The following is an 18,414-nucleotide window of genomic DNA, read 5'->3' on the forward strand; positions in this document are numbered from 1 at the left end:
CGAAGTAGAGAATGGCGAACATCACCATGATGGCCGTTGGCGCGACCTTGCGCAGGCCTTCGATCATCATGTCGCCCATGTCCGGGCCAAAGCCCCCGATCAGCGCGAAAAGGATCGGCACCGTGGTCATGGCCACCAGAGGTGACAGGCGCTTGGTCATGATCAGGGCCATGAAGGTCACGATCATGCCATATCCGAGGAACGACAGCATTTGTACCACCTTGACTTGAAATACAATTATTGTTGTGTGTCTACGCCGTGAATGTCGCGTCTGGGTCGGCGGTGAAAAACGCCGGCAGTGCCTGAACCGCCTTCAGCGCGACCAGGCATGCCAGGCAGATTCACCCTGCGCACCCCCGGTCGAACTTGAAAAATACCAACGTGCACCTGAGCATCTACAAGCGCAAATGAGCCTGCCTAAGCATCGAGTAGTCGCTTCATCTTGAGCACCGCGCTGTCTGGCGTCGTCAGAATTGGAGTGTCTGTAAGCTCAGCGCAGCCGCTGGCCGCAGAGGTCATCGAGAACTGGGCGAAACAGATGACATCGGCATCGGCAAGCGGCGAGATCATCTCGCCAATCAGTCGGTCATGCCTGGCATGATCCCCTTGATGGAGGGCTTCGATGGCAGCCGGGCTGACGGCATGCTGCAACTGGACTTGCTTGCCCTGAGCACTGGCAGCCGCGATCAACTCCTCTGTCATCGAATCGATTGCCGGAGGGAAGGTTGCCAGCAACACTACCCGCTCACCATGCTCCAATGCTTCTTCGAGCATCGCTTCGTTGGGTTTCAGAACGGGTATATCCATGCCCTTCTTGCAGGCATCGATCGCCTCGCCGAATGCCGAACATGTAAACAGGATGCCATCAGCCCCTGCTCCGCGCGCATACCGCGCCAGTTCAAGGAACCGATGCTTGAGCGGCTCGGTGACGGAGCCTGCGCTGCGCAGATCACGCGAGAGGGAATCTTCCAGCAAGTTGCACAGTTCGGCTTCTGGCCACAGCCGCGCAAAGGCGTCGTTGATCGGCGCGACCGCCACGGGGGTGGCATGTATCAGAAAAACACGTTTCGCCGCCATCATGCTGCCCCCTCTTCGAACGGCGCATCGAGCACCAGTACACCATCCTCGTCGGCAAACAATTGATCGCCTTCAGCAATCACCTGGCCGGCAATGGTCACACTCAGACCTAGCTGGCCTTCATTGCGCTTGGTCGACTTTGCGGGGGTCACGCCCAGCGCCTTGATGGCAATCGGCAAGGTACGCAATACAGCCTTGTCACGTACGTAACCATAGACCAGCACACCCGCCCAGCCGTGGCGCAGCAGATCTTCAGCGATATGATCGCCGAACAGGGCGCAACGGTCACTGCCCCCGCCATCGATCACCAGCACCTTGCCCGCGCCGGGGGTGGTACTCAACTCCTTGATACGCGAGTTGTCCTCGAAGCATTTCACGGTAACAGCGCGGCCTTGAAAGCCTGCCTGCCCCCCCAGATCCTGGAAAATCGGCAACAGCACCTTTGCCCTGGCGCCGAATTCGTCGCACAGATCAGTCGTCTTGATACTCACCGCAGTCACTCCGTTGGTCGTAGACAAAACAAATGTTGCATAAATTGGTTTTACATGCAATAAAATGCAAAGCGCCCGGATCACCAGCGAGAGCTGCTACCGGAGACAGCATCGGTCGGACGACAGTCGATCGCTCCGATGATTGTACTTCGTCGCTTTAACGTACACCCTGTGGCGCTGACGACGAGCCGCTTCATCTACGAACAAAAATGCTTAGGAGAGTGTGATGCGTATTCTGGTTCTTCCCTGCGATGGTATCGGTCCTGAAATCGTCGAGTCCTCGATGTCGGCACTGCAGGCCGTCAACAAGAAATTCGACCTGGGCCTGAGCTTCGATTATGACGACGTCGGCTTCGTCAGCCTGGAAAAGTACGGCACCACCCTGCGTGACGAGGTGCTGGAAAAGGCCAAGACCTACGACGGCATCATCCTGGGCACGCAATCCCATGCTGATTACCCGGCACCGGAAAAAGGCGGCCGTAACGTCTCGGCTGGTTTCCGCATTGGCCTTGACCTGTATGCCAACGTTCGCCCGGCGCGCACCCGCCCGTTCATTGAATCGAACATGAAACCAGGCAAGAGCATGGACCTGGTGATCATGCGCGAAGCAACTGAAGGTTTCTATCCGGACCGCAACATGTCTCGCGGCTGGGGCGAAGTGATGCCTTCCCCGGACATGGCGCTGTCGACCCGCAAGATTACCCGCCACTGCAGCGAGCGTATCGCCCGCCGCGCCTTCGAACTGGCAATGAAGCGCAACCGCAAGGTCACCGCCATCCACAAGGCCAACAGTTTCCACATGACCGACGGCCTGTTCCTGGAGTGCGTACGCAACGTTGCCAAGGACTTCCCGGAAGTCAAACTCGACGACCTGCTGGTTGACGCCTCCACCGCCCACCTGGTGCGCAGCCCGGAGCGCTTCGACGTTCTGGTCGCCACCAACTTCTACGGCGACATCATCAGCGACCTGGCCAGCGAGCTGTCCGGCAGCCTCGGCCTGGCCGGCTCCACCATGCACAGCGATATCCACTGCTGCGCACAAGCCCAACACGGTTCGGCCCCGGACATCGCCGGCCAGGACAAGGCGAACCCGGTTTCGATGATCCTGTCGGTCGCGATGCTGCTGCAGTGGATGGGTGAGCAGCATGCCAAGCCTGCACTGGGCGAAGCTGGCAAGGCCATGGAGCAAGCGGTCGACGCCGTGCTGGAAGACCCGGCCAAGCGCACCGCCGACCTGGGTGGCAAGCTGGGTTGCCGCGCCTTTGGCGAGGCCGTCGCCGCCGTCATCGCTGGCTGATCGACACACCAGCCCTGAAGCAGAAGCTTGCCCGCGCTGTCGTCAGCTTGCCCGCCATCTGCGGGTCGAGATTGACGCCATCGCGGGCAAGCCCGCTCCCAACAGGAGCGCCATCCCCGTCTGACTGGAGTACCCGGCCGTGAACCAACCTCTACTCGGCTGCATCGCCGACGACTTCACCGGTGGCACCGACCTTGCCAGCATGCTGGTCCGTGGCGGCATGCGCACCCTGCAGGTAATCGGCGTGCCTGAAGGCCCGATCGACGCAGATGTCGACGCCGTGGTCATCGCCCTCAAATCCCGTACCCTTCCCGCTACTGAAGCGGTGGAGGAATCGCTGGCTGCCCTCGCCTGGCTCAAACAAGCCGGTTGCCGCCAGTTCTTCTTCAAGTACTGCTCCACGTTCGATTCAACCGCCCAAGGCAACATCGGCCCCGTCGCCGACGCCCTGCTCGATGCCCTGGACACCCCATTCGCCCTGGCCTGCCCTGCCTTCCCCGAGAACCAGCGCACGCTGTTCAACGGCTACCTGTTCGTCGGCGATGTACTGCTCAGCGAATCGGGCATGCGCAACCACCCGTTGACGCCCATGACTGACGCCAACCTGGTGCGCGTGCTGCAGCAGCAGACTTCTCGCAAGGTAGGCCTGGTGCCTCACACCATCGTCAACCAGGGCACCGGCGCTGTGCGCCAGGCATTCTCCAATGCCCAGGCAGAAGGCTGCGGCTACGCCATCGTCGATGCCACCAGCAACCTGGACCTCAAAGTGATCGGCGAAGCGGCGGCTGACCACGTGTTGATCACCGGCGGTTCGGGCGTGGCCATTGGCCTGCCGGACAACTTCAAGCGCGCCGGGCTCCTGCCGGATGCCTCATCCGCCGCCGATCTGCCGCCTGTCGACGGTCTCTCGGCTGTACTGTCCGGCAGTTGCTCGGTGGCCACCAATGGCCAGGTTGAACACTGGCAGCAGAGTGGTCGCCCAAGCTTTGCCTTCGACCCGCTGCGCCTGGCTGACGGCCATGACCAGGTCAGCGAAGCACTGGAGTGGGCGCGCCCGCTGCTGCCGCAAGGGCCGGTGCTGATTTACGCCAGCGCCAGGCCCGAAGCCGTCAAAGCCGTGCAGGCACGCCTGGGCGTCGCTGCCGCTGGCGAGATTGTGGAACACGCGCTTGCGCAAACTGCCTTGGGCTTGCAGGATCTGGGCGTCAACACCTTTGTTGTGGCGGGTGGCGAAACATCCGGCGCCGTGGTGAAAGCGCTGGGCGTTGAAGCGCTGCGCATCGGCGCATCGATCGATCCGGGTGTGCCATGGACCCTGGGCCTGGGCCAACGCCCAGTGGCACTGGCGCTCAAATCCGGCAACTTCGGTACCCGTGACTTCTTCAGCAAAGCGTTGGAGGTAGCGCCATGAACGAGAACAAGGAACGGGAACAGATCGTTCTGCTGGGCAAGTCCATGTATGACCGTGGCCTGACTCATGGAGGCACCGGCAACATCAGCGTGCGCCTGGACGATGGCTGGTTGCTCACACCTACCGGTTCTTCCTTGGGCCGACTGGATCCGGCACGCCTGACCAAACTTGACTGGGACGGCCGGCACATCAGTGGCGACAAGCCCTCCAAAGAGCTCATGCTGCACTTGGCGATGTATCAGGAGCGCCCCACCAGCGGCGCCGTGGTGCATCTGCACTCCACACACTCGGTGGCCGTTTCGGTACTCGATGGCCTGGACCCCGATGATCTGTTGCCCGCCATCACGGCCTACTACGCCATGCGCGTCGGCAAGTTGCCGCTGGTGCCGTACTACGCCCCGGGCGATCCGGCCCTGGCCGAAGCGGTGCGGTCATTCTCCAGCAAACACCACGCCATGCTCCTTGCGCATCATGGCCCGGTGGTGGCCGGCAGCGACCTGAACGCGGCTGTCGATGCCACCGAAGAACTCGAGGCAACGGCGCAACTGTTCCTGCTGATCTTCCAGCACAAGTTCAAGACGCTGACCCCCGAGCAGATCGCCGAACTGCGACGCCTTTATCCACTGAAGTGAAGAGCCCATGCTTGCAAGCCTGAAAACCTGGTGGGCCACCCCCCTGGTAGGCATCGTCGGCGCACTGCTTGCCAGTGCAGCGCACTGGCCACTGCCCTGGATCATCGGCTCGATGCTGGCGGTGATCTTCGTGCGCTGCGGCGGGTGGCTGATCGCCGAAATACCCAATGGACGAAAATCAGGTCAATGGATGATCGCTACGTCCATCGGCCTGCATTTCACCCAGCCGGTATTGCAGGAGATCGCCAGTCATTTCCCCATGATGCTCACCGCAGCGTTCCTGACCTTGGTGCTGGCACTGATCGGTATCGCCGTGATGCGCCGGCAGGGTATGGACTTGACCACTGCCTATTTCGCCTTCATGCCGGCCAACTTCGCCGAGATGATCCAGCTGGGTATGCGCTATCGCGCCGACGTCAGCCAGATCGCTGCCGCGCACAGCATTCGCCTGGTGCTGATCGTGCTCAGCGTGCCGCCGGCGATGTTCCTGCTGATGCACATGAGCCCTGGAGCCGTGGAGCCGCGGCCGCCAGCCGAGTGGCAGTGGCTCGGGCCAATGCTCGCAGGCGGCGCACTGGTGGCGCTGCTGTGGAAGCGCCTGGGCCTGCCCAACCCCTGGATGTTCGGCCCCATGGCCCTGTGTGCAGCCGTGACGGCAACGTTCGACCTGCGCACAGCCCTGCCGGTTGAGCTCAGCCAATATGGCCAGCTGATGATCGGTTGCGCCTTGGGCAGCTTCTTCGACCGCGGCTTCTTCCGCCGCTCGCCGCTGTACCTGGTCAAAGTGGTGGTATTCACCCTGTCGATGATCGCCAGCACCTTTCTGTTCGCCTGGGGGTTTGGCTGGTTGACCAGCATGCCAGTGTTGTCGCTGGCACTGGGCATGATGCCTGGCAGCAGCACCGAGATGTATCTGACGGCCGAAGCCCTGCACCTAGGCGCGGGCATGGTCACGGCGATGCAGATCATGCGCCTGGTAGTCGTGATGCTGTGCGCCGAGCCTGTCCTCAAGTTCTGGCTGGCGCGCCAGAACCCGAGGATTGCTGCCGAGCAGCCAGAGGATGCTGACTGAGCCGCTCTAGAGCGCAGGCACTTCGCTTTCGAGCTGTTGGGCTGGCGACTGCCCTGCCCGACGCAGCTCGAGGATGGGCGATTTGCGCGCGAACGAACCACTGAGGTGGCGCTTCATCAGGTGCGCTGCCTCCAGGTTATTCCCCTCTTCCACCAGTTCGATCATCCGCAAGTGCTCGGCGCACTGGGTATACAAGCGCTTGCGGTCGATCATGGAGCGGTACTCGAGCAACCGCCGCATATTGTTCAACTGCTTGAGAATCATGTGATACAGCGGGTTGCCAGACAGCTTGATCAAGTCCTCGTGGAAACGAATGCCAGACTTGAGCAGGACATCGGCTGGCAGCGTGTCGATGCCACCCGAAAGCAGGTCTTTCTGCTCCTTCTTCAACCGTCGCAGCACTTCCAGGTCGTAGTGAAAATCGCTTTCCAGCAGTGCCGCCGGTTCAATCAGGGAACGGACCTTGTAGATCTGCTGCAGCGTCTCGGGGGTTTTCGCCACATCCAGAAACCGCCAGCCGTAGCCGGGCTTGGGCTCCGCCCAGCCGACCTTGGCCGCACGGTTAAGGATGTCGATGACCTGGAACTTGGTCAGATCGTAGCGTTCGCGCAGGTACTTTTCGGTGACCTCAGCGGGTATCGCGTCGTTCAGCCAGTCTTCGGAAAGCTTGTAGTACTCCGGCGGTTCTTCGTTGGCCGTGATCTCGTCGAGTGCTTCGCCGGCACCTTCCGGAATGCCGATCACGAAGAAACCGCGATTCGGAAACTGCTCCAGCACGCCCTGTTCAGCCAGCACGGTCAGCGCCTCACGGGCTGGAGAGCGCGAGACATGAAAGTCATCGGCGACTTTCTGCGCGCTCAAATGGGAGCCGGTACTGATATCGCCAAGCTGGATCTTGTGCCTGATGTCGAAAACGATACGCTGGACGAGGGTGCTGGATGCCATAGCAATGAACCAAAAGTGAAGAAGCCTGGATAAGCGGCGACCAATTCATTGATTATCGGCGCCAACAAGTGCAAGTATACGCGAAGTTGCCAGCGCTTCGTCAGGTCCGCGTCAGTGGGCAATCATGCGAAATTGTCGCACCAGATCACTGAGCTCAAGGGCAAGACGTGCAAGCGACTGGCTTGCCGCGCAAGTCTGCAAAGCACCTGCAGATGTCTGCACGGACAATTCCTGAATCGCCAACAGGTTACGGTCGGTGCTTCTGGCCACTTCCGTCTGCTCGGCTGCTGCACTGCTGATAACCTGGTTTCGCTCGTTGATTTGCTCGCTGCTCGAGAGCAACGTCTGCAGCGCCATGCTTGCAGCTTCGGCCAAAGCCAAGGTCTCCTGCGTACGGCTCGTGCTCGCGTGCATGGTGTGCACCGCAATGCTGGTTTCCTGTTGCATGGCAGTGATCATGGACTCGATCTCGCGTGTCGATTGCGCCGTGCGATGAGCCAGGCCGCGAACTTCGTCGGCAACCACCGCGAACCCACGCCCTGCCTCGCCTGCCCGTGCGGCCTCGATGGCAGCATTGAGAGCCAGCAAGTTGGTTTGCTCGGCGATGGTGCGAATCACATCCAGCACCCGACCAATACCCTGCGCCGCCTCACTCAAGCCCTGCACCTGATCGGCACTGGCCAGCACTTCGCGTATCAATTCATTGAGCGACAGCAACGCATCGTCCATCTTGTGCTTGCCCGCGAGCGCTGTCTCCCGCGCGTCGCGGGTAAGCTGCGAGGCCTGCGCCGCATTGTGCGCCACCTCTTCGGTGGCACTGGTCATCTGGGTCACCGCCGTCGCCGCCTGCTCGATTTCAGCGTGCTGCAACTGGTTGTCCCGGCGGCCCTCTTCGGTAACTGCGGTCAACTCTTCGGCGGCCGCAGCCAATTGGGTGGAGGATCCGTCAATTTGCCGCAGCGTCTGCTGCAGGCTCGATTGCATGTGCTGCAGTGCTTGCATCAGCCGGGTCGCCTCGTCATTGCCGGTTGGCACGATGGCCTGCGTCAAATCGGACCTGGCGATCCTCTCGGCGACCTGAAGCGCGTACCTGAGGGGCGTGGTGATGCTCCTGGTGAGCAACCAGGCAATCAATATGGTGCATACGCAAACCAGCAGCAGCACCAGGAGAACCCCTTTCACCGCGCGGGCATAGGCGGCCTCGGACCTCAGACTGGCCTGTCGGGCACCGGCGTCCGCCTGCTCGATCAGGGCATCGAACTCGCGTGTCATCTGGTCATAGGCATCACGCACGGACATCAGGTAGGCACGCGCTCCGGCCTTGTCTCCGGTACGGGACACTGCCAGCAGGGCATCATGGTGTTTGGCATACACCTCGAGGCTATGAACGAATGCCTGCATCCCCTGGCGTTCCTGATCGGTCTGCAATAACTGCGCATAACGCTGCATCTGCTCCCGAACCTGCTGCAACCGGCCCGCCGTACGCTCTTCGTAAGTCTGCATCTGCTCAGGGCTGACCGACAAAATGTGTTGCATGGATCCCATTCGGTATCGATTGAGGGCCGCGTTGGCAGTACCCAACGCCCGCACCCGCTGAAGCCAATTGTCCTTGATATCGAGCGCTTCGGCCTGAACCTCATGGATCTGCTGGAGCGCAAAAGCGCCCAGCAAGGCGCTCAGGAGTGCCAGGCAGGCAAATCCGAGGGCAGCCCGTGGCCCTACTGCAATCATTCTGACATTCATCAAACTGTGTAATCCTTGATTCGCGGCTGGATTGAACTGCGGCAGCCTGAGCCGATACCAGGCCTGCACGCAGCCCTGGTATCGATCGACTCCCCATCAGATGAGTCAGAGCAGCTCGAGCGGGTATTCCACGATTACCCGAACTTCATCCACGTTCCCCTCAGCCTGGGCCTCGTTGGCCCGGTGCGTGGTATGGCGCAGGCGCAGCGAGAGGTCTTTGGCCGCGCCGGACTGCACGACATAGCGCAGATCGAGGTTACGCTCCCAATGTTTGCCGTCCTCCCCCTGCAGCCCCGCGTACCCCCCGAAAGGGTCGGCCTTGCTGCCATCGATGTGGTCACCCCGGACGTAGCGGGCAGAAAACTTCAAGCCTGGTACACCGTAACCGGCGAAATCCAGGTCGTAACGTACCTGCCAGGAGCGCTCGTTGGCGCCGTTGAAGTCAGAGTAGTTGACCGAGTTCGAGAGGAAGATCGAATCACCCCCGACGAAGTCGAACGGCGTGTCGCCGTCGACCTGCTGGTGGGCGAGTGTCAGCTTGTGGGCGCCGAAGGTGTAACCCAGTGCAAGGCTGTAGGTGGTGTTGTCGATTTCGCCCTGCAGGGCTTTGCCGCTGTCGCGGGTTCGATAGAGGTTTGCATCGAAGTCCAGTGCCTGGGTATCGGTCAGTGGCAGCACATAATTCAGGTTGCCGTAATACTGATGCCAGGTCTCCTCGAAATCCGACGCGTACAAGCTGGCGCTGAGCTGCTTGCTGAGCGCGTAGGTCCCACCGACGAAATCGATGGATCGCCCTATGCGTCCCTCACCATAGTTGAGGTAGAGATCGCCGTCCTGATTGCTCGAGTTACGTAGCTTGTAAGCAGTGAAATGACCAGCCTGCAGGTCAAGGTCTTCGATCTCCTTGCTCTGCAGCAACAAGCCTGTCGCCGTCTCGGGCAACAAGCGGGAATCGCCGGTTGCGAAAACGGGGGCTTCAGTACGCATGTTGCCATAACGCAATTCGGTATTGGACACACGCACCTTCACAGCAGCGCCAGCACTGGAATAGTCATCCTCAGGCCGATCATCGCCGTCTACCGGCAACAGGCCTGCGCCTGAGCGCCCCCGCCCACTGTCCAGCTTGAGCCCCAGCAGCCCGAAGGCATCCACGCCGAAGCCCACAGTGCCTTGAGTGAACCCCGACTCGTAGAACGCCATGATGCCGTGCGCCCACTCCTCCCGATAACTCTGGTCCCCGGGGGCGGCGTCACGGAAGTCGCGATTGAAGTAGAAGTTGCGGTTGAGCAAACGAAGGCTGCTGCCCTCGATGAAACCCTCTGATTCTGACTGCTCCGAAGCTTGCGCCATGGCGCAGGCAAGCGAGACGGCAAGCGCGGTGAAACCCTGGGTTACTGGATGCATCTTCAAATTTTCCTGGTTTAGAAATTGGTGCCCATGCCTGCCATTGCCGGGCTTTTTTGTTGTGGATCTAAACAAGCCATGCGCCACGCGGACGCAACCTCGACACGGGGAAGGCGCTGGCAGGCAGTGCCAGAAAGGACCGCTCGCCCGTGCGACGAGCCCCAAAAATAACATTGCATTTGTAAGTGTCAATATGCCAATCTTTCTTCAGCAGACAAACCACCTTCCATGGCTGCCCGGGCAGCCACTCGATGCCGCTTTATTTCGTAATAAAGCTGTGAGAGCTGAGTTTCGTGCCCGGTTGGAGCGGGCCGCCATGTGATTGTTATGATTGCCTTTTTACACATACAAGTACGCTTTAAAGGAATCTGAGCCATGCAGCGAAGAACAAAAATAGTTGCCACCCTTGGACCTGCCACCGAGTCGCCAGAAGCGATCGAGGGCCTGATCAAAGCCGGAGTGGATGTCGTGCGCCTGAATTTCTCGCATGGTTCGGCTGACGAGCACCTGGCCAGGGCCGAGCGGGTACGCGAGATGGCGCGCAAGCATGGCCGCTTCGTGGCGATCCTGGCTGACCTGCAAGGCCCGAAGATCCGTATTGCCCGCTTCGCCGAAGGCAAGGTGTGGGTGGAAAAGGGTCAGCGCTTCATCCTCGACGCGAAAATGGACAAGCACGCCGGCACCGCCGAAGCGGTCGGTATCGACTATGAGGCCCTGATCAACGACAGCAATGCGGGTGATATCCTGCTGCTCGACGACGGGCGAATCGAATTGCAGGTGCTGGAAGCCCACGCCCATCACCTGGTCTGTGAGGTACTGATTGGCGGCGCACTGTCCAACAACAAGGGCATCAACCGCAAAGGCGGTGGTCTTTCAGCATCGGCGTTGACAGACAAGGATCGCGAAGACATTCGCACCGCAGCCATGATGCAAGTGGATTATCTGGCCGTGTCGTTCCCTCGCGATGCTGCGGACATGCACCTTGCCCGCCGGCTCCTGCTGGAAGCCGGCGGTGAAGCGGGCCTGATCGCCAAGATCGAACGCGCGGAAACGGTTGCTGATCGTCAGGTACTCGATGCCATCATCGAAGCCTCCGAAGGCGTGATGGTGGCCCGCGGCGACCTGGGTGTGGAAATTGGTGATGCCGAACTGGTAGCGGTGCAAAAGCTGATCATCGACCGCGCGCGCTCGCTCAATCGAGTCGTGATCACCGCGACCCAGATGATGGAAACCATGATCACCCAATCCATGCCCACCCGAGCCGAAGTGTTCGATGTGGCGAACGCCGTGCTCGACGGCACCGACGCCGTGATGCTGTCTGCCGAGACGGCTGCCGGCGCTTACCCGGTGCAGACGGTAGAAGCGATGGTGCGCATCATTGCCGGCGCCGAGCGCCACCCTCAGGCCCAGCGCTCCAAGCACCGCATGGACGAAGTGTTCCAGCGCATCGACGAGACCATCGCGCTGTCAGCGATGTACGCCGCCAACCACCTGAACGGCGTCAAGGCCATCATCAGCCTGACGGAAAGCGGCGACACCCCGCGCCTGATGTCGCGTATCCGTTCGCACCTGCCGATCTACGCCTGCTCCGACAATCCGCGCACGCAGACCCGCGTCGCCTTGTTCCGAGGCGTGCAGACTCTGCCATTGCGCACCGAACACCTGTCGTTCGAGCAAGTGCATCAGCGAGCTGTCGAGGCCTTGGTCGAAAAAGGTGTGGTCAGCGCCGGTGACCACGTGCTGATTACGCAAGGCGATCACGCCCACGCCCAAGGCGGTACCAACACCTTGCGCGTGTTACGCGTAGGCGACGAAATCCGCTGAGCAGGAGGATGTTGCGCATATGAGCCAGTCGAGACAAGACGCTGCACAGGATCACCCGGCCGAGGATGCATGGCCGCGTGACTTCGATATCCGCCAGCAATACGCAGAGCAGCAGGAACTGCTTGCCATCGCCAGCGCACAAGAGACCGCCACCGTGACAGATAACGACGCCAGCATCGCCCAGATCATCGCCCGCGAAATCCTGGATTCGCGTGGCAACCCTACGGTGGAAGCACAGGTGACGCTCGTCGGTGGCCAACGAGGCGTAGCGAGCGTGCCGTCGGGCGCATCGACCGGCAGCCGGGAAGCGCTTGAACTGCGTGATGGCGGCAAACGCTATCACGGCAAAGGCGTGTTGAACGCCGTCGGGCACATCAACCTGACCATCGCTGACCACCTGCGCGGCATGAATGCCCGCAATCAGCGCGCTATCGACCAAGCGCTGATAGACCTGGACAGTACAGAGAACAAAGGCAAGCTTGGGGCCAATGCCATTCTGGCGGTTTCCCTGGCCACTGCCAAAGCTGCCGCTCAGTTCAACGGCCAGGAACTGTACGAGTACTTCGCCGCGCTACACGGCACCCCCGGCCAGTTCAGCATGCCAGTACCGATGATGAACATCATCAACGGCGGCGAACACGCCGACAATAATGTCGACATTCAGGAGTTCATGATTCAGCCGATTGGTGCTACGAGCTTCCGCGAAGCACTGCGCATGGGCGCCGAAGTGTTCCATACCCTGAAGAAAGTCCTGTCCGAACGCGGCCTGAATACCGCAGTGGGCGACGAGGGTGGCTTCGCACCATCGCTCGACTCCAACGAGCAGGCGTTGGTGGTGATCCGGGAGGCCATTGAGCGAGCTGGCTATCTGGTGGGCGTCGATATCAGCATGGCGCTGGATTGTGCGGCCTCCGAATTCTTCGAAGACGGTGAGTACGTACTGGCCGGGGAGAACAAACGCTTCTCCAGCGCCGGCTTCACCGAGTACCTGGGCCAGTTGCGCGACCGGTACCCGATTCTGTCGATCGAAGACGGCATGGATGAAAGCGACTGGCAGGGCTGGGCACTGCTGACCCAGGCGCTGGGCGAGCGCACGCAATTGGTGGGTGATGACCTGTTCGTCACCAATCCGTCGATCCTGCGCGAGGGTATCGCCCAGGGCGTCGGCAACGCCATCCTGATCAAGTACAACCAGATCGGCACGCTCAGCGAAACCCTCGATGCCATTCGCCTCGCCCAACAGGCCGGCTACAACGCGGTGATTTCTCACCGTTCTGGTGAAACCGAAGACACCACCATCGCCGACCTTGCGGTGGGCACCCGGGCCGGGCAGATCAAGACTGGCTCGCTGTGCCGTTCCGACCGTGTAGGCAAATACAACCGGCTGCTACGCATCGAAGAAGCCCTGACTGGCGAGGCGCCCTACTGCGCCGCAGCGCTGCTCGCAGACCGTGGCTGACGCAGGAGATCGCAGATGAACGAAAAACTTGTAATCGCCAACTGGAAAATGCACGGCACTCGCACCGCGAACGCCCAGTTGATCAGTGGACTCTTGCCCGCACTGCAGGGGCTGGAGGGCGTGCAAATTGCCATTTGCCCACCGCTGCCTTACCTGGCTCAGGTTTGCGACCTGCTGGGCGAAACCTCGGTCGCCCTTGGAGCGCAGAATCTGAGCGAGCGCACTGAAGGTGCCTTCACCGGAGAAGTCAGCGGAGAAATGCTCGCGGACCTGGGTTGCAACTACGCACTGGTTGGCCACTCCGAGCGCCGCAGCCTGTATGGCGAAACCGATGCGCTGGTCGCCATGAAGTTCGAAGCGGCGCTGCGCGCGAACCTGGTCCCGGTACTGTGCCTGGGCGAAACCATCCACCAGCGCCGTGCCGGCAACACCAACGCCGTGATCGGCGCCCAGCTGCGCACCGTCCTGCATCAGGTGGGTATCGCAAATCTGGCGCGGGGCGTTATCGCCTACGAGCCGGTATGGGCAATCGGCACGGGCGAAACCGCAACGCCCGCCCAGGCCCAGGCGGTCCATCGCTACATCCGTGAACTGCTGGCCGAGCACGATCCCGTGGCTGCCGCTGACATACCTCTGCTCTACGGCGGCAGCGTAAAGGCCGACAACGCCGCGCAGCTGTTCGAGCAAGCCGATATCGACGGCGGGCTGATCGGTGGCGCTTCGTTGGATCCTGCAGCTTTCGGCGCGATTTGCAAAGCTGCCCAAGCCTGACATCCCCCGCGCAAAGTGCGCCTCAGACAAGAAACATAAAAAGGTAGAAGCATGAATACGATTTCCCCTCTCGGCACCCTCTTCCCCACCACCGAGCAAGTACCCGAAGCTTATAGACTTGGCGAGCCGATCGAACAGCGCGAGTACCTGGTGGATGGCCAACTGCGTCACTGGGGCGGCCCTGTAGTGACTGTACGCAGTCCGGTCTACCTGACGGACGCTGGCGAAGATCGCCAGGTGGTACTGGGCAGCGCGCCTTTGCTGGACGCCAACACCGCACTGGTCGCGCTGGATGCGGCGGTCAAGGCCTACGACAACGGCCAGGGCGCCTGGCCGACCATGCGCGTGGCCGAGCGCATCCAGCATGTCGAAACCTTCCTCGCCAGCATGCGCAAACAGCGCGAGGCGGTGGTCAAGCTGCTGATGTGGGAAATCGGCAAGAACCTCAAGGACTCCGAAAAAGAGTTCGACCGTACGTGCGACTACATCGTCGACACCATCAACGCCCTGAAAGACCTCGACCGCCGCTCCAGCCGCTTTGAGCTGGAGCAGGGCACCCTGGGCCAGATTCGCCGCGTGCCGCTGGGCGTTACGCTGTGCATGGGCCCTTACAACTACCCACTGAACGAAACGTTCACCACGCTGATCCCGGCATTGATCATGGGCAACACCGTGGTCTTCAAGCCGGCCAAGTTCGGTGTGCTGCTGATCCGTCCGCTGCTCGAGGCGTTCCGCGACAGCTTCCCGGCCGGTGTGATCAACGTGATCTACGGCAGCGGCCGGGAAACGGTCAGCGCCCTGATGGCCAGCGGCAAGATCGACGTTTTCGCCTTCATCGGCACCCACAAGGCAGCCAGCGACCTTAAAAAGCTGCACCCCCGCCCGCACCGCCTGCGCGCCGCCCTGGGGCTGGATGCGAAGAACCCTGGCATCGTGCTGCCTCAGGTCGATCTCGACAATGCCGTGGAAGAAGCAGTCACCGGCGCACTGTCGTTCAACGGTCAACGCTGCACGGCGTTGAAGATCCTGTTCGTACACGAGGACGTGGTTGACGCCTTCCTCGAAAAATTCAATCAGAAGGTTGCTGCCCTCAAGCCGGGCATGCCCTGGGAGCCAGGCGTTGCGCTGACACCACTGCCTGAGCCGGGCAAGACCGACTATCTGGCAACCCTGGTGGCCGATGCCGAAACCAAGGGTGCCAAGGTCGTCAATGCCGGCGGTGGCGCCATTCGCGGTTCGTTCTTCTACCCGGCGGTGCTGTACCCGGTCAGCGCCGACATGCGCGTGTACCACGAAGAACAGTTCGGCCCTATCGTCCCGGTGGTCCCGTACCGTGACCTGGATAAAGTCATCGACTACGTGCTCGACTCGGACTACGGCCAGCAGTTGAGCATCTTCGGCAACGACAGCGCTGAAGTCGGGCGCCTGGTGGACGCCTTCGCCAACCAGGTCGGCCGAATCAACATCAACGCCCAATGCCAGCGCGGCCCGGACAGCTACCCCTTCAACGGTCGCAAGAACAGTGCCGAAGGCACCTTGTCGGTGCATGACGCCTTGCGGGTCTTTTCCATCCGCACGCTGGTCGCCACCAAGTTCCAGGGTGCCAACAAGGAGCTGATCAGCAAGATCATCGGCAACCGCGAGTCGACCTTCCTCACCACCGACTACATCTTCTGAGGGCCTGGCGATGAGCACCCGTGCACTGATCATCCTTGACGGCATCGGCTTGCGCGAGGCGCGCGAGTCCAATGCCCTGGCCGCCGCCTGCACACCTAATCTGGATGCGCTGCTGGCGCACTACCCCAACAGCCAGGTCGCCACCAGCGGCCTGGCCGTGGGGCTGCCCGAAGGCCAGATGGGCAATTCCGAAGTCGGGCACATGAACCTGGGTGCGGGCCGCGTGGTGTATCAGAGCCTGACCCGCATCGACCAGGCCATTGCCAGTGGCGAGTTCGCGCGCAATGCGGCCCTGCTTGAACTGGTGGAGCAGGCCCGGCAGCGCGGCGGCGCCGTACACCTGATGGGGCTGCTGTCGCCAGGCGGTGTGCACAGCCACATCGACCAGATTCTGGCCACCTGCAAAGTCCTGGTAGGACTGGGGGTGGAGCGGTTCTTCGTGCATGCGCACCTCGACGGGCGAGACACCCCCCCCAAGTGCGCCGCTGAATCCATCCAGGCGCTGGAAGGGGTGCTGGCCGAACTGGGGCATGGCCGTATTGCCACTGTCGTAGGCCGCTACTTCGCGCTGGATCGGGACAACCGTTGGCCGAGGGTGGAAAAAGCCTACCGTGCCATGGTGCAGGGCCAAGCCGAGTTCCATGCGGAGTCGGCGAGCGCCGCACTGGCCCAGGCCTATGCCCGGGACGAGAGCGACGAATTCGTCAGTGCGACCATCATCGGTGAGCCGGCGCCGGTTCAGCCCGAGGATGCCCTGCTGTTCATGAATTTCCGCCCGGACCGTGCTCGCCAACTGAGCCAGGCACTGATTGCGCCCGGTTTCAATGGCTTCGAGCGCCCGCTGGTGATGCCAGCAAGCCAGTTGCTGACCCTGACCCGATACGCCGAAGACCTGCCCTGCCCTTGCGCATTCGCACCGCAAGAAATCGCCAACAGCCTGGGCGAATATCTGGCTGGCCTGGGCAAACGCCAACTGCGAATCGCCGAAACCGAGAAATATGCCCACGTGACATTCTTCTTCAACGGCGGGCGGGAGCAGCCCTTCCATGGCGAAGAACGGATCCTGATCCCCTCGCCTGCGGTCGCCTCATATGACCTGCAGCCGCAGATGAGTGCCCCCGAGCTGACCGAGCGACTGGTCGATGCCATCGAAAGCCAGCGTTTCGACCTGGTGGTGTGCAATTACGCCAACGGCGACATGGTCGGCCACACCGGTTCATTCGACGCCGCCGTCAGCGCCGTTGAAGCACTGGATGACTGCCTGGCTCAGGTGGTGGAGGCCATTCTCAAGGTCAACGGCCAGTGCCTGATTACCGCCGACCACGGCAATGTCGAGCAGATGATGGACCCTGACTCAGGTCAGGCCCACACCTCGCACACGTTGAACCCGGTACCGCTGATCCTGGTGGGCCGGGACACCCGCAACACCCGTCTGGCGAATGGGCGGCTATGCGACATTGCCCCTACTCTCTTGCAGATGATGGCCCTCCCGAAACCCGAACAGATGGAGGGTCGATCACTGCTCACTGACTGATCGGTCGACAGGGACCATCAGGTCATCGATGAACGGGCAGTGGTTTGGTCACCCTGCCATGCCCTCGATGACGTGCTCCACGGTGACGCTACTGCGCATCTTTGAGGCGGTACCCCAGCGGGTCCGCCTCCTTTTTTATCCTCCTGCCCGCAGCGCCGGGCTTCTACATTGACAGGTACACGATATGGAATGGCTTACCAGCCCAGAGATCTGGGTTGCCTTCTTTACACTCACAGCCCTCGAGATTGTTCTGGGCATCGACAACATCATCATGATTGCAATCCTGGTCGGGCGCATGCCGCCGCATATGCGTGCGCGCACCCGCTTCTTCGGCCTGGCCCTGGCGATGGTGACCCGCATCCTGCTGCTGCTGTCGATCACCTGGATCATGGGACTGACCCGCGATCTGTTTCAGGTGTTCGGTCAGGGCATCTCCGGTCGTGATCTGATTCTGTTCTTTGGCGGGCTGTTCCTGCTGTACAAGAGCAGCACGGAAATGTTCCAGAGCCTGGAAGGTGAAGAAGAACAAGCCAGCGAAACGGCCGGGATTGGCCGAGGCTTCATCGCCACGATCATACAGATCGCGATCATCGATATCGTGTTTTCGCTGGATTCGGTCATCACCGCAGTGGGCATGGTGTCGAACGTACCTGTCATGGTGGCAGCGATCATCGTCGCGGTGATGGTGATGATGATGGCCGCAGGTGGCATCAGCGCGTTCATCGAACGCCATCCAAGCCTGAAGATGCTGGCACTGGCTTTCCTGGTCGTCGTCGGTACCGTATTGATCGCCGAAGCGTTCGACGTTCATGTTCCGAAGGGCTATGTGTACTTCGCCATGGCCTTCTCGCTGGCCGTGGAGGCGCTGAATATCCGTATGCGCACTCGCCGTGAAAAAACCACGGCGGAAAGTGATTGTGATCAGTTGGCCCAGTCCGACTGAGTCCTTACATCTGGCGAAAAAAGGGGCTGCACTGCAGCCCTTTTTTTTGGTTCTTCACGGAATCCCGGGAAAGACAGAAACAAGAACGCCGGTTTGATGGATGATGTTCGTGCGAGCAAACACATCAACAAACC

At 61.1% G+C, this 18,414-nt stretch carries 15 protein-coding genes and 2 pseudogenes; 10 read left to right on the forward strand and 7 right to left on the reverse strand.

All coding sequences use genetic code 11. The annotated features are described in order from the left end of the window. From ACFY9W_RS28175 to rraA, 3 genes and pseudogenes are all read right to left on the reverse strand, one after another. Positions 1 to 211: pseudogene (locus ACFY9W_RS28175) on the reverse strand (citrate transporter); the annotation flags it as partial. A gap of 206 nt (positions 212 to 417) precedes the next feature. Beyond that, positions 418 to 1,080: an aspartate/glutamate racemase family protein gene (locus ACFY9W_RS28180; RefSeq protein WP_391137854.1), complete on the reverse strand. Its 663-nt coding sequence runs from the start codon at positions 1,078 to 1,080 to the stop codon at positions 418 to 420. Continuing rightward, positions 1,077 to 1,568: a ribonuclease E activity regulator RraA gene (rraA, locus tag ACFY9W_RS28185; protein ID WP_391137857.1), complete on the reverse strand. Its 492-nt coding sequence runs from the start codon at positions 1,566 to 1,568 to the stop codon at positions 1,077 to 1,079. The genes ACFY9W_RS28180 and rraA overlap by 4 nt, the downstream gene beginning before the upstream one ends. A gap of 226 nt (positions 1,569 to 1,794) precedes the next feature. Here rraA and ACFY9W_RS28190 point away from each other — a divergent pair, with 226 nt between their 5' ends. From ACFY9W_RS28190 to ACFY9W_RS28205, 4 genes are all read left to right on the forward strand, one after another. Next, positions 1,795 to 2,865 carry an isocitrate/isopropylmalate family dehydrogenase gene (locus tag ACFY9W_RS28190; protein WP_391137861.1) on the forward strand — a complete coding sequence of 357 codons (1,071 nt, stop codon included), beginning with the start codon at positions 1,795 to 1,797 and terminating at the stop codon, positions 2,863 to 2,865. A 139-nt stretch (positions 2,866 to 3,004) separates the two neighbouring features. Then, entirely contained in the window at positions 3,005 to 4,276 is a 1,272-nt protein-coding gene (gene otnK, locus ACFY9W_RS28195; RefSeq protein ID WP_391137864.1) for a 3-oxo-tetronate kinase, read from the forward strand. Then, positions 4,273 to 4,908, forward strand: coding sequence for a 3-oxo-tetronate 4-phosphate decarboxylase (gene otnC, locus ACFY9W_RS28200; protein ID WP_110639287.1), 636 nt, complete (start codon positions 4,273 to 4,275; stop codon positions 4,906 to 4,908). The genes otnK and otnC overlap by 4 nt, the downstream gene beginning before the upstream one ends. A 7-nt stretch (positions 4,909 to 4,915) precedes the next feature. Then, entirely contained in the window at positions 4,916 to 5,980 is a 1,065-nt protein-coding gene (locus ACFY9W_RS28205; RefSeq protein ID WP_391137867.1) for an AbrB family transcriptional regulator, read from the forward strand. Between the two features lie 6 nt (positions 5,981 to 5,986). Here ACFY9W_RS28205 and ACFY9W_RS28210 read toward each other — a convergent pair whose 3' ends face one another. From ACFY9W_RS28210 to ACFY9W_RS28225, 4 genes and pseudogenes are all read right to left on the reverse strand, one after another. Beyond that, on the reverse strand, positions 5,987 to 6,925 hold the full coding sequence (locus ACFY9W_RS28210; protein WP_391137870.1) for a GntR family transcriptional regulator: 939 nt from the start codon (positions 6,923 to 6,925) through the stop codon (positions 5,987 to 5,989). Positions 6,926 to 7,036: 111 nt separating this feature from the next. Next, the gene (locus tag ACFY9W_RS28215; protein ID WP_391137895.1) at positions 7,037 to 7,927 is read right to left on the reverse strand and encodes a methyl-accepting chemotaxis protein; all 891 of its coding nucleotides are present in this window, start codon (positions 7,925 to 7,927) and stop codon (positions 7,037 to 7,039) included. Beyond that, positions 7,901 to 8,668 (reverse strand): annotated as a pseudogene (locus ACFY9W_RS28220) (MCP four helix bundle domain-containing protein); the annotation flags it as partial. The pseudogene ACFY9W_RS28220 and the gene ACFY9W_RS28215, both read right to left, overlap by 27 nt. Positions 8,669 to 8,773: 105 nt before the next feature. Next, the gene (locus tag ACFY9W_RS28225) at positions 8,774 to 10,072 is read right to left on the reverse strand and encodes an OprD family outer membrane porin (RefSeq protein WP_391137873.1); all 1,299 of its coding nucleotides are present in this window, start codon (positions 10,070 to 10,072) and stop codon (positions 8,774 to 8,776) included. A 375-nt stretch (positions 10,073 to 10,447) separates the two neighbouring features. Between ACFY9W_RS28225 and pyk the strand changes: the two genes are divergently transcribed. From pyk to ACFY9W_RS28255, 6 genes are all read left to right on the forward strand, one after another. After that, positions 10,448 to 11,896 (forward strand): pyruvate kinase, encoded by a 1,449-nt coding sequence (gene pyk, locus ACFY9W_RS28230; protein ID WP_391137877.1) that lies wholly within the window; start codon positions 10,448 to 10,450, stop codon positions 11,894 to 11,896. Positions 11,897 to 11,915: 19 nt separating this feature from the next. Beyond that, positions 11,916 to 13,355: a phosphopyruvate hydratase gene (eno, locus tag ACFY9W_RS28235; protein ID WP_391137880.1), complete on the forward strand. Its 1,440-nt coding sequence runs from the start codon at positions 11,916 to 11,918 to the stop codon at positions 13,353 to 13,355. Positions 13,356 to 13,370: 15 nt separating this feature from the next. Next, complete coding sequence (gene tpiA / locus ACFY9W_RS28240; RefSeq protein ID WP_391137883.1) at positions 13,371 to 14,126, forward strand: triose-phosphate isomerase; 756 nt, start codon at positions 13,371 to 13,373, stop codon at positions 14,124 to 14,126. A gap of 51 nt (positions 14,127 to 14,177) precedes the next feature. Next, on the forward strand, positions 14,178 to 15,803 hold the full coding sequence (locus tag ACFY9W_RS28245; protein ID WP_391137886.1) for an aldehyde dehydrogenase family protein: 1,626 nt from the start codon (positions 14,178 to 14,180) through the stop codon (positions 15,801 to 15,803). Positions 15,804 to 15,813: 10 nt separating this feature from the next. Next, positions 15,814 to 17,337, forward strand: a complete 1,524-nt coding sequence (gpmI, locus tag ACFY9W_RS28250; RefSeq protein WP_391137889.1) for a 2,3-bisphosphoglycerate-independent phosphoglycerate mutase — start codon at positions 15,814 to 15,816, stop codon at positions 17,335 to 17,337. A gap of 184 nt (positions 17,338 to 17,521) precedes the next feature. Beyond that, complete coding sequence (locus ACFY9W_RS28255) at positions 17,522 to 18,280, forward strand: TerC family protein (RefSeq protein WP_391137892.1); 759 nt, start codon at positions 17,522 to 17,524, stop codon at positions 18,278 to 18,280. Positions 18,281 to 18,414 lie beyond the last annotated feature (134 nt).

The sequence above is a fragment of the Pseudomonas sp. NPDC008258 genome, assembly GCF_042956345.1.
Taxonomy (GTDB): domain Bacteria; phylum Pseudomonadota; class Gammaproteobacteria; order Pseudomonadales; family Pseudomonadaceae; genus Aquipseudomonas.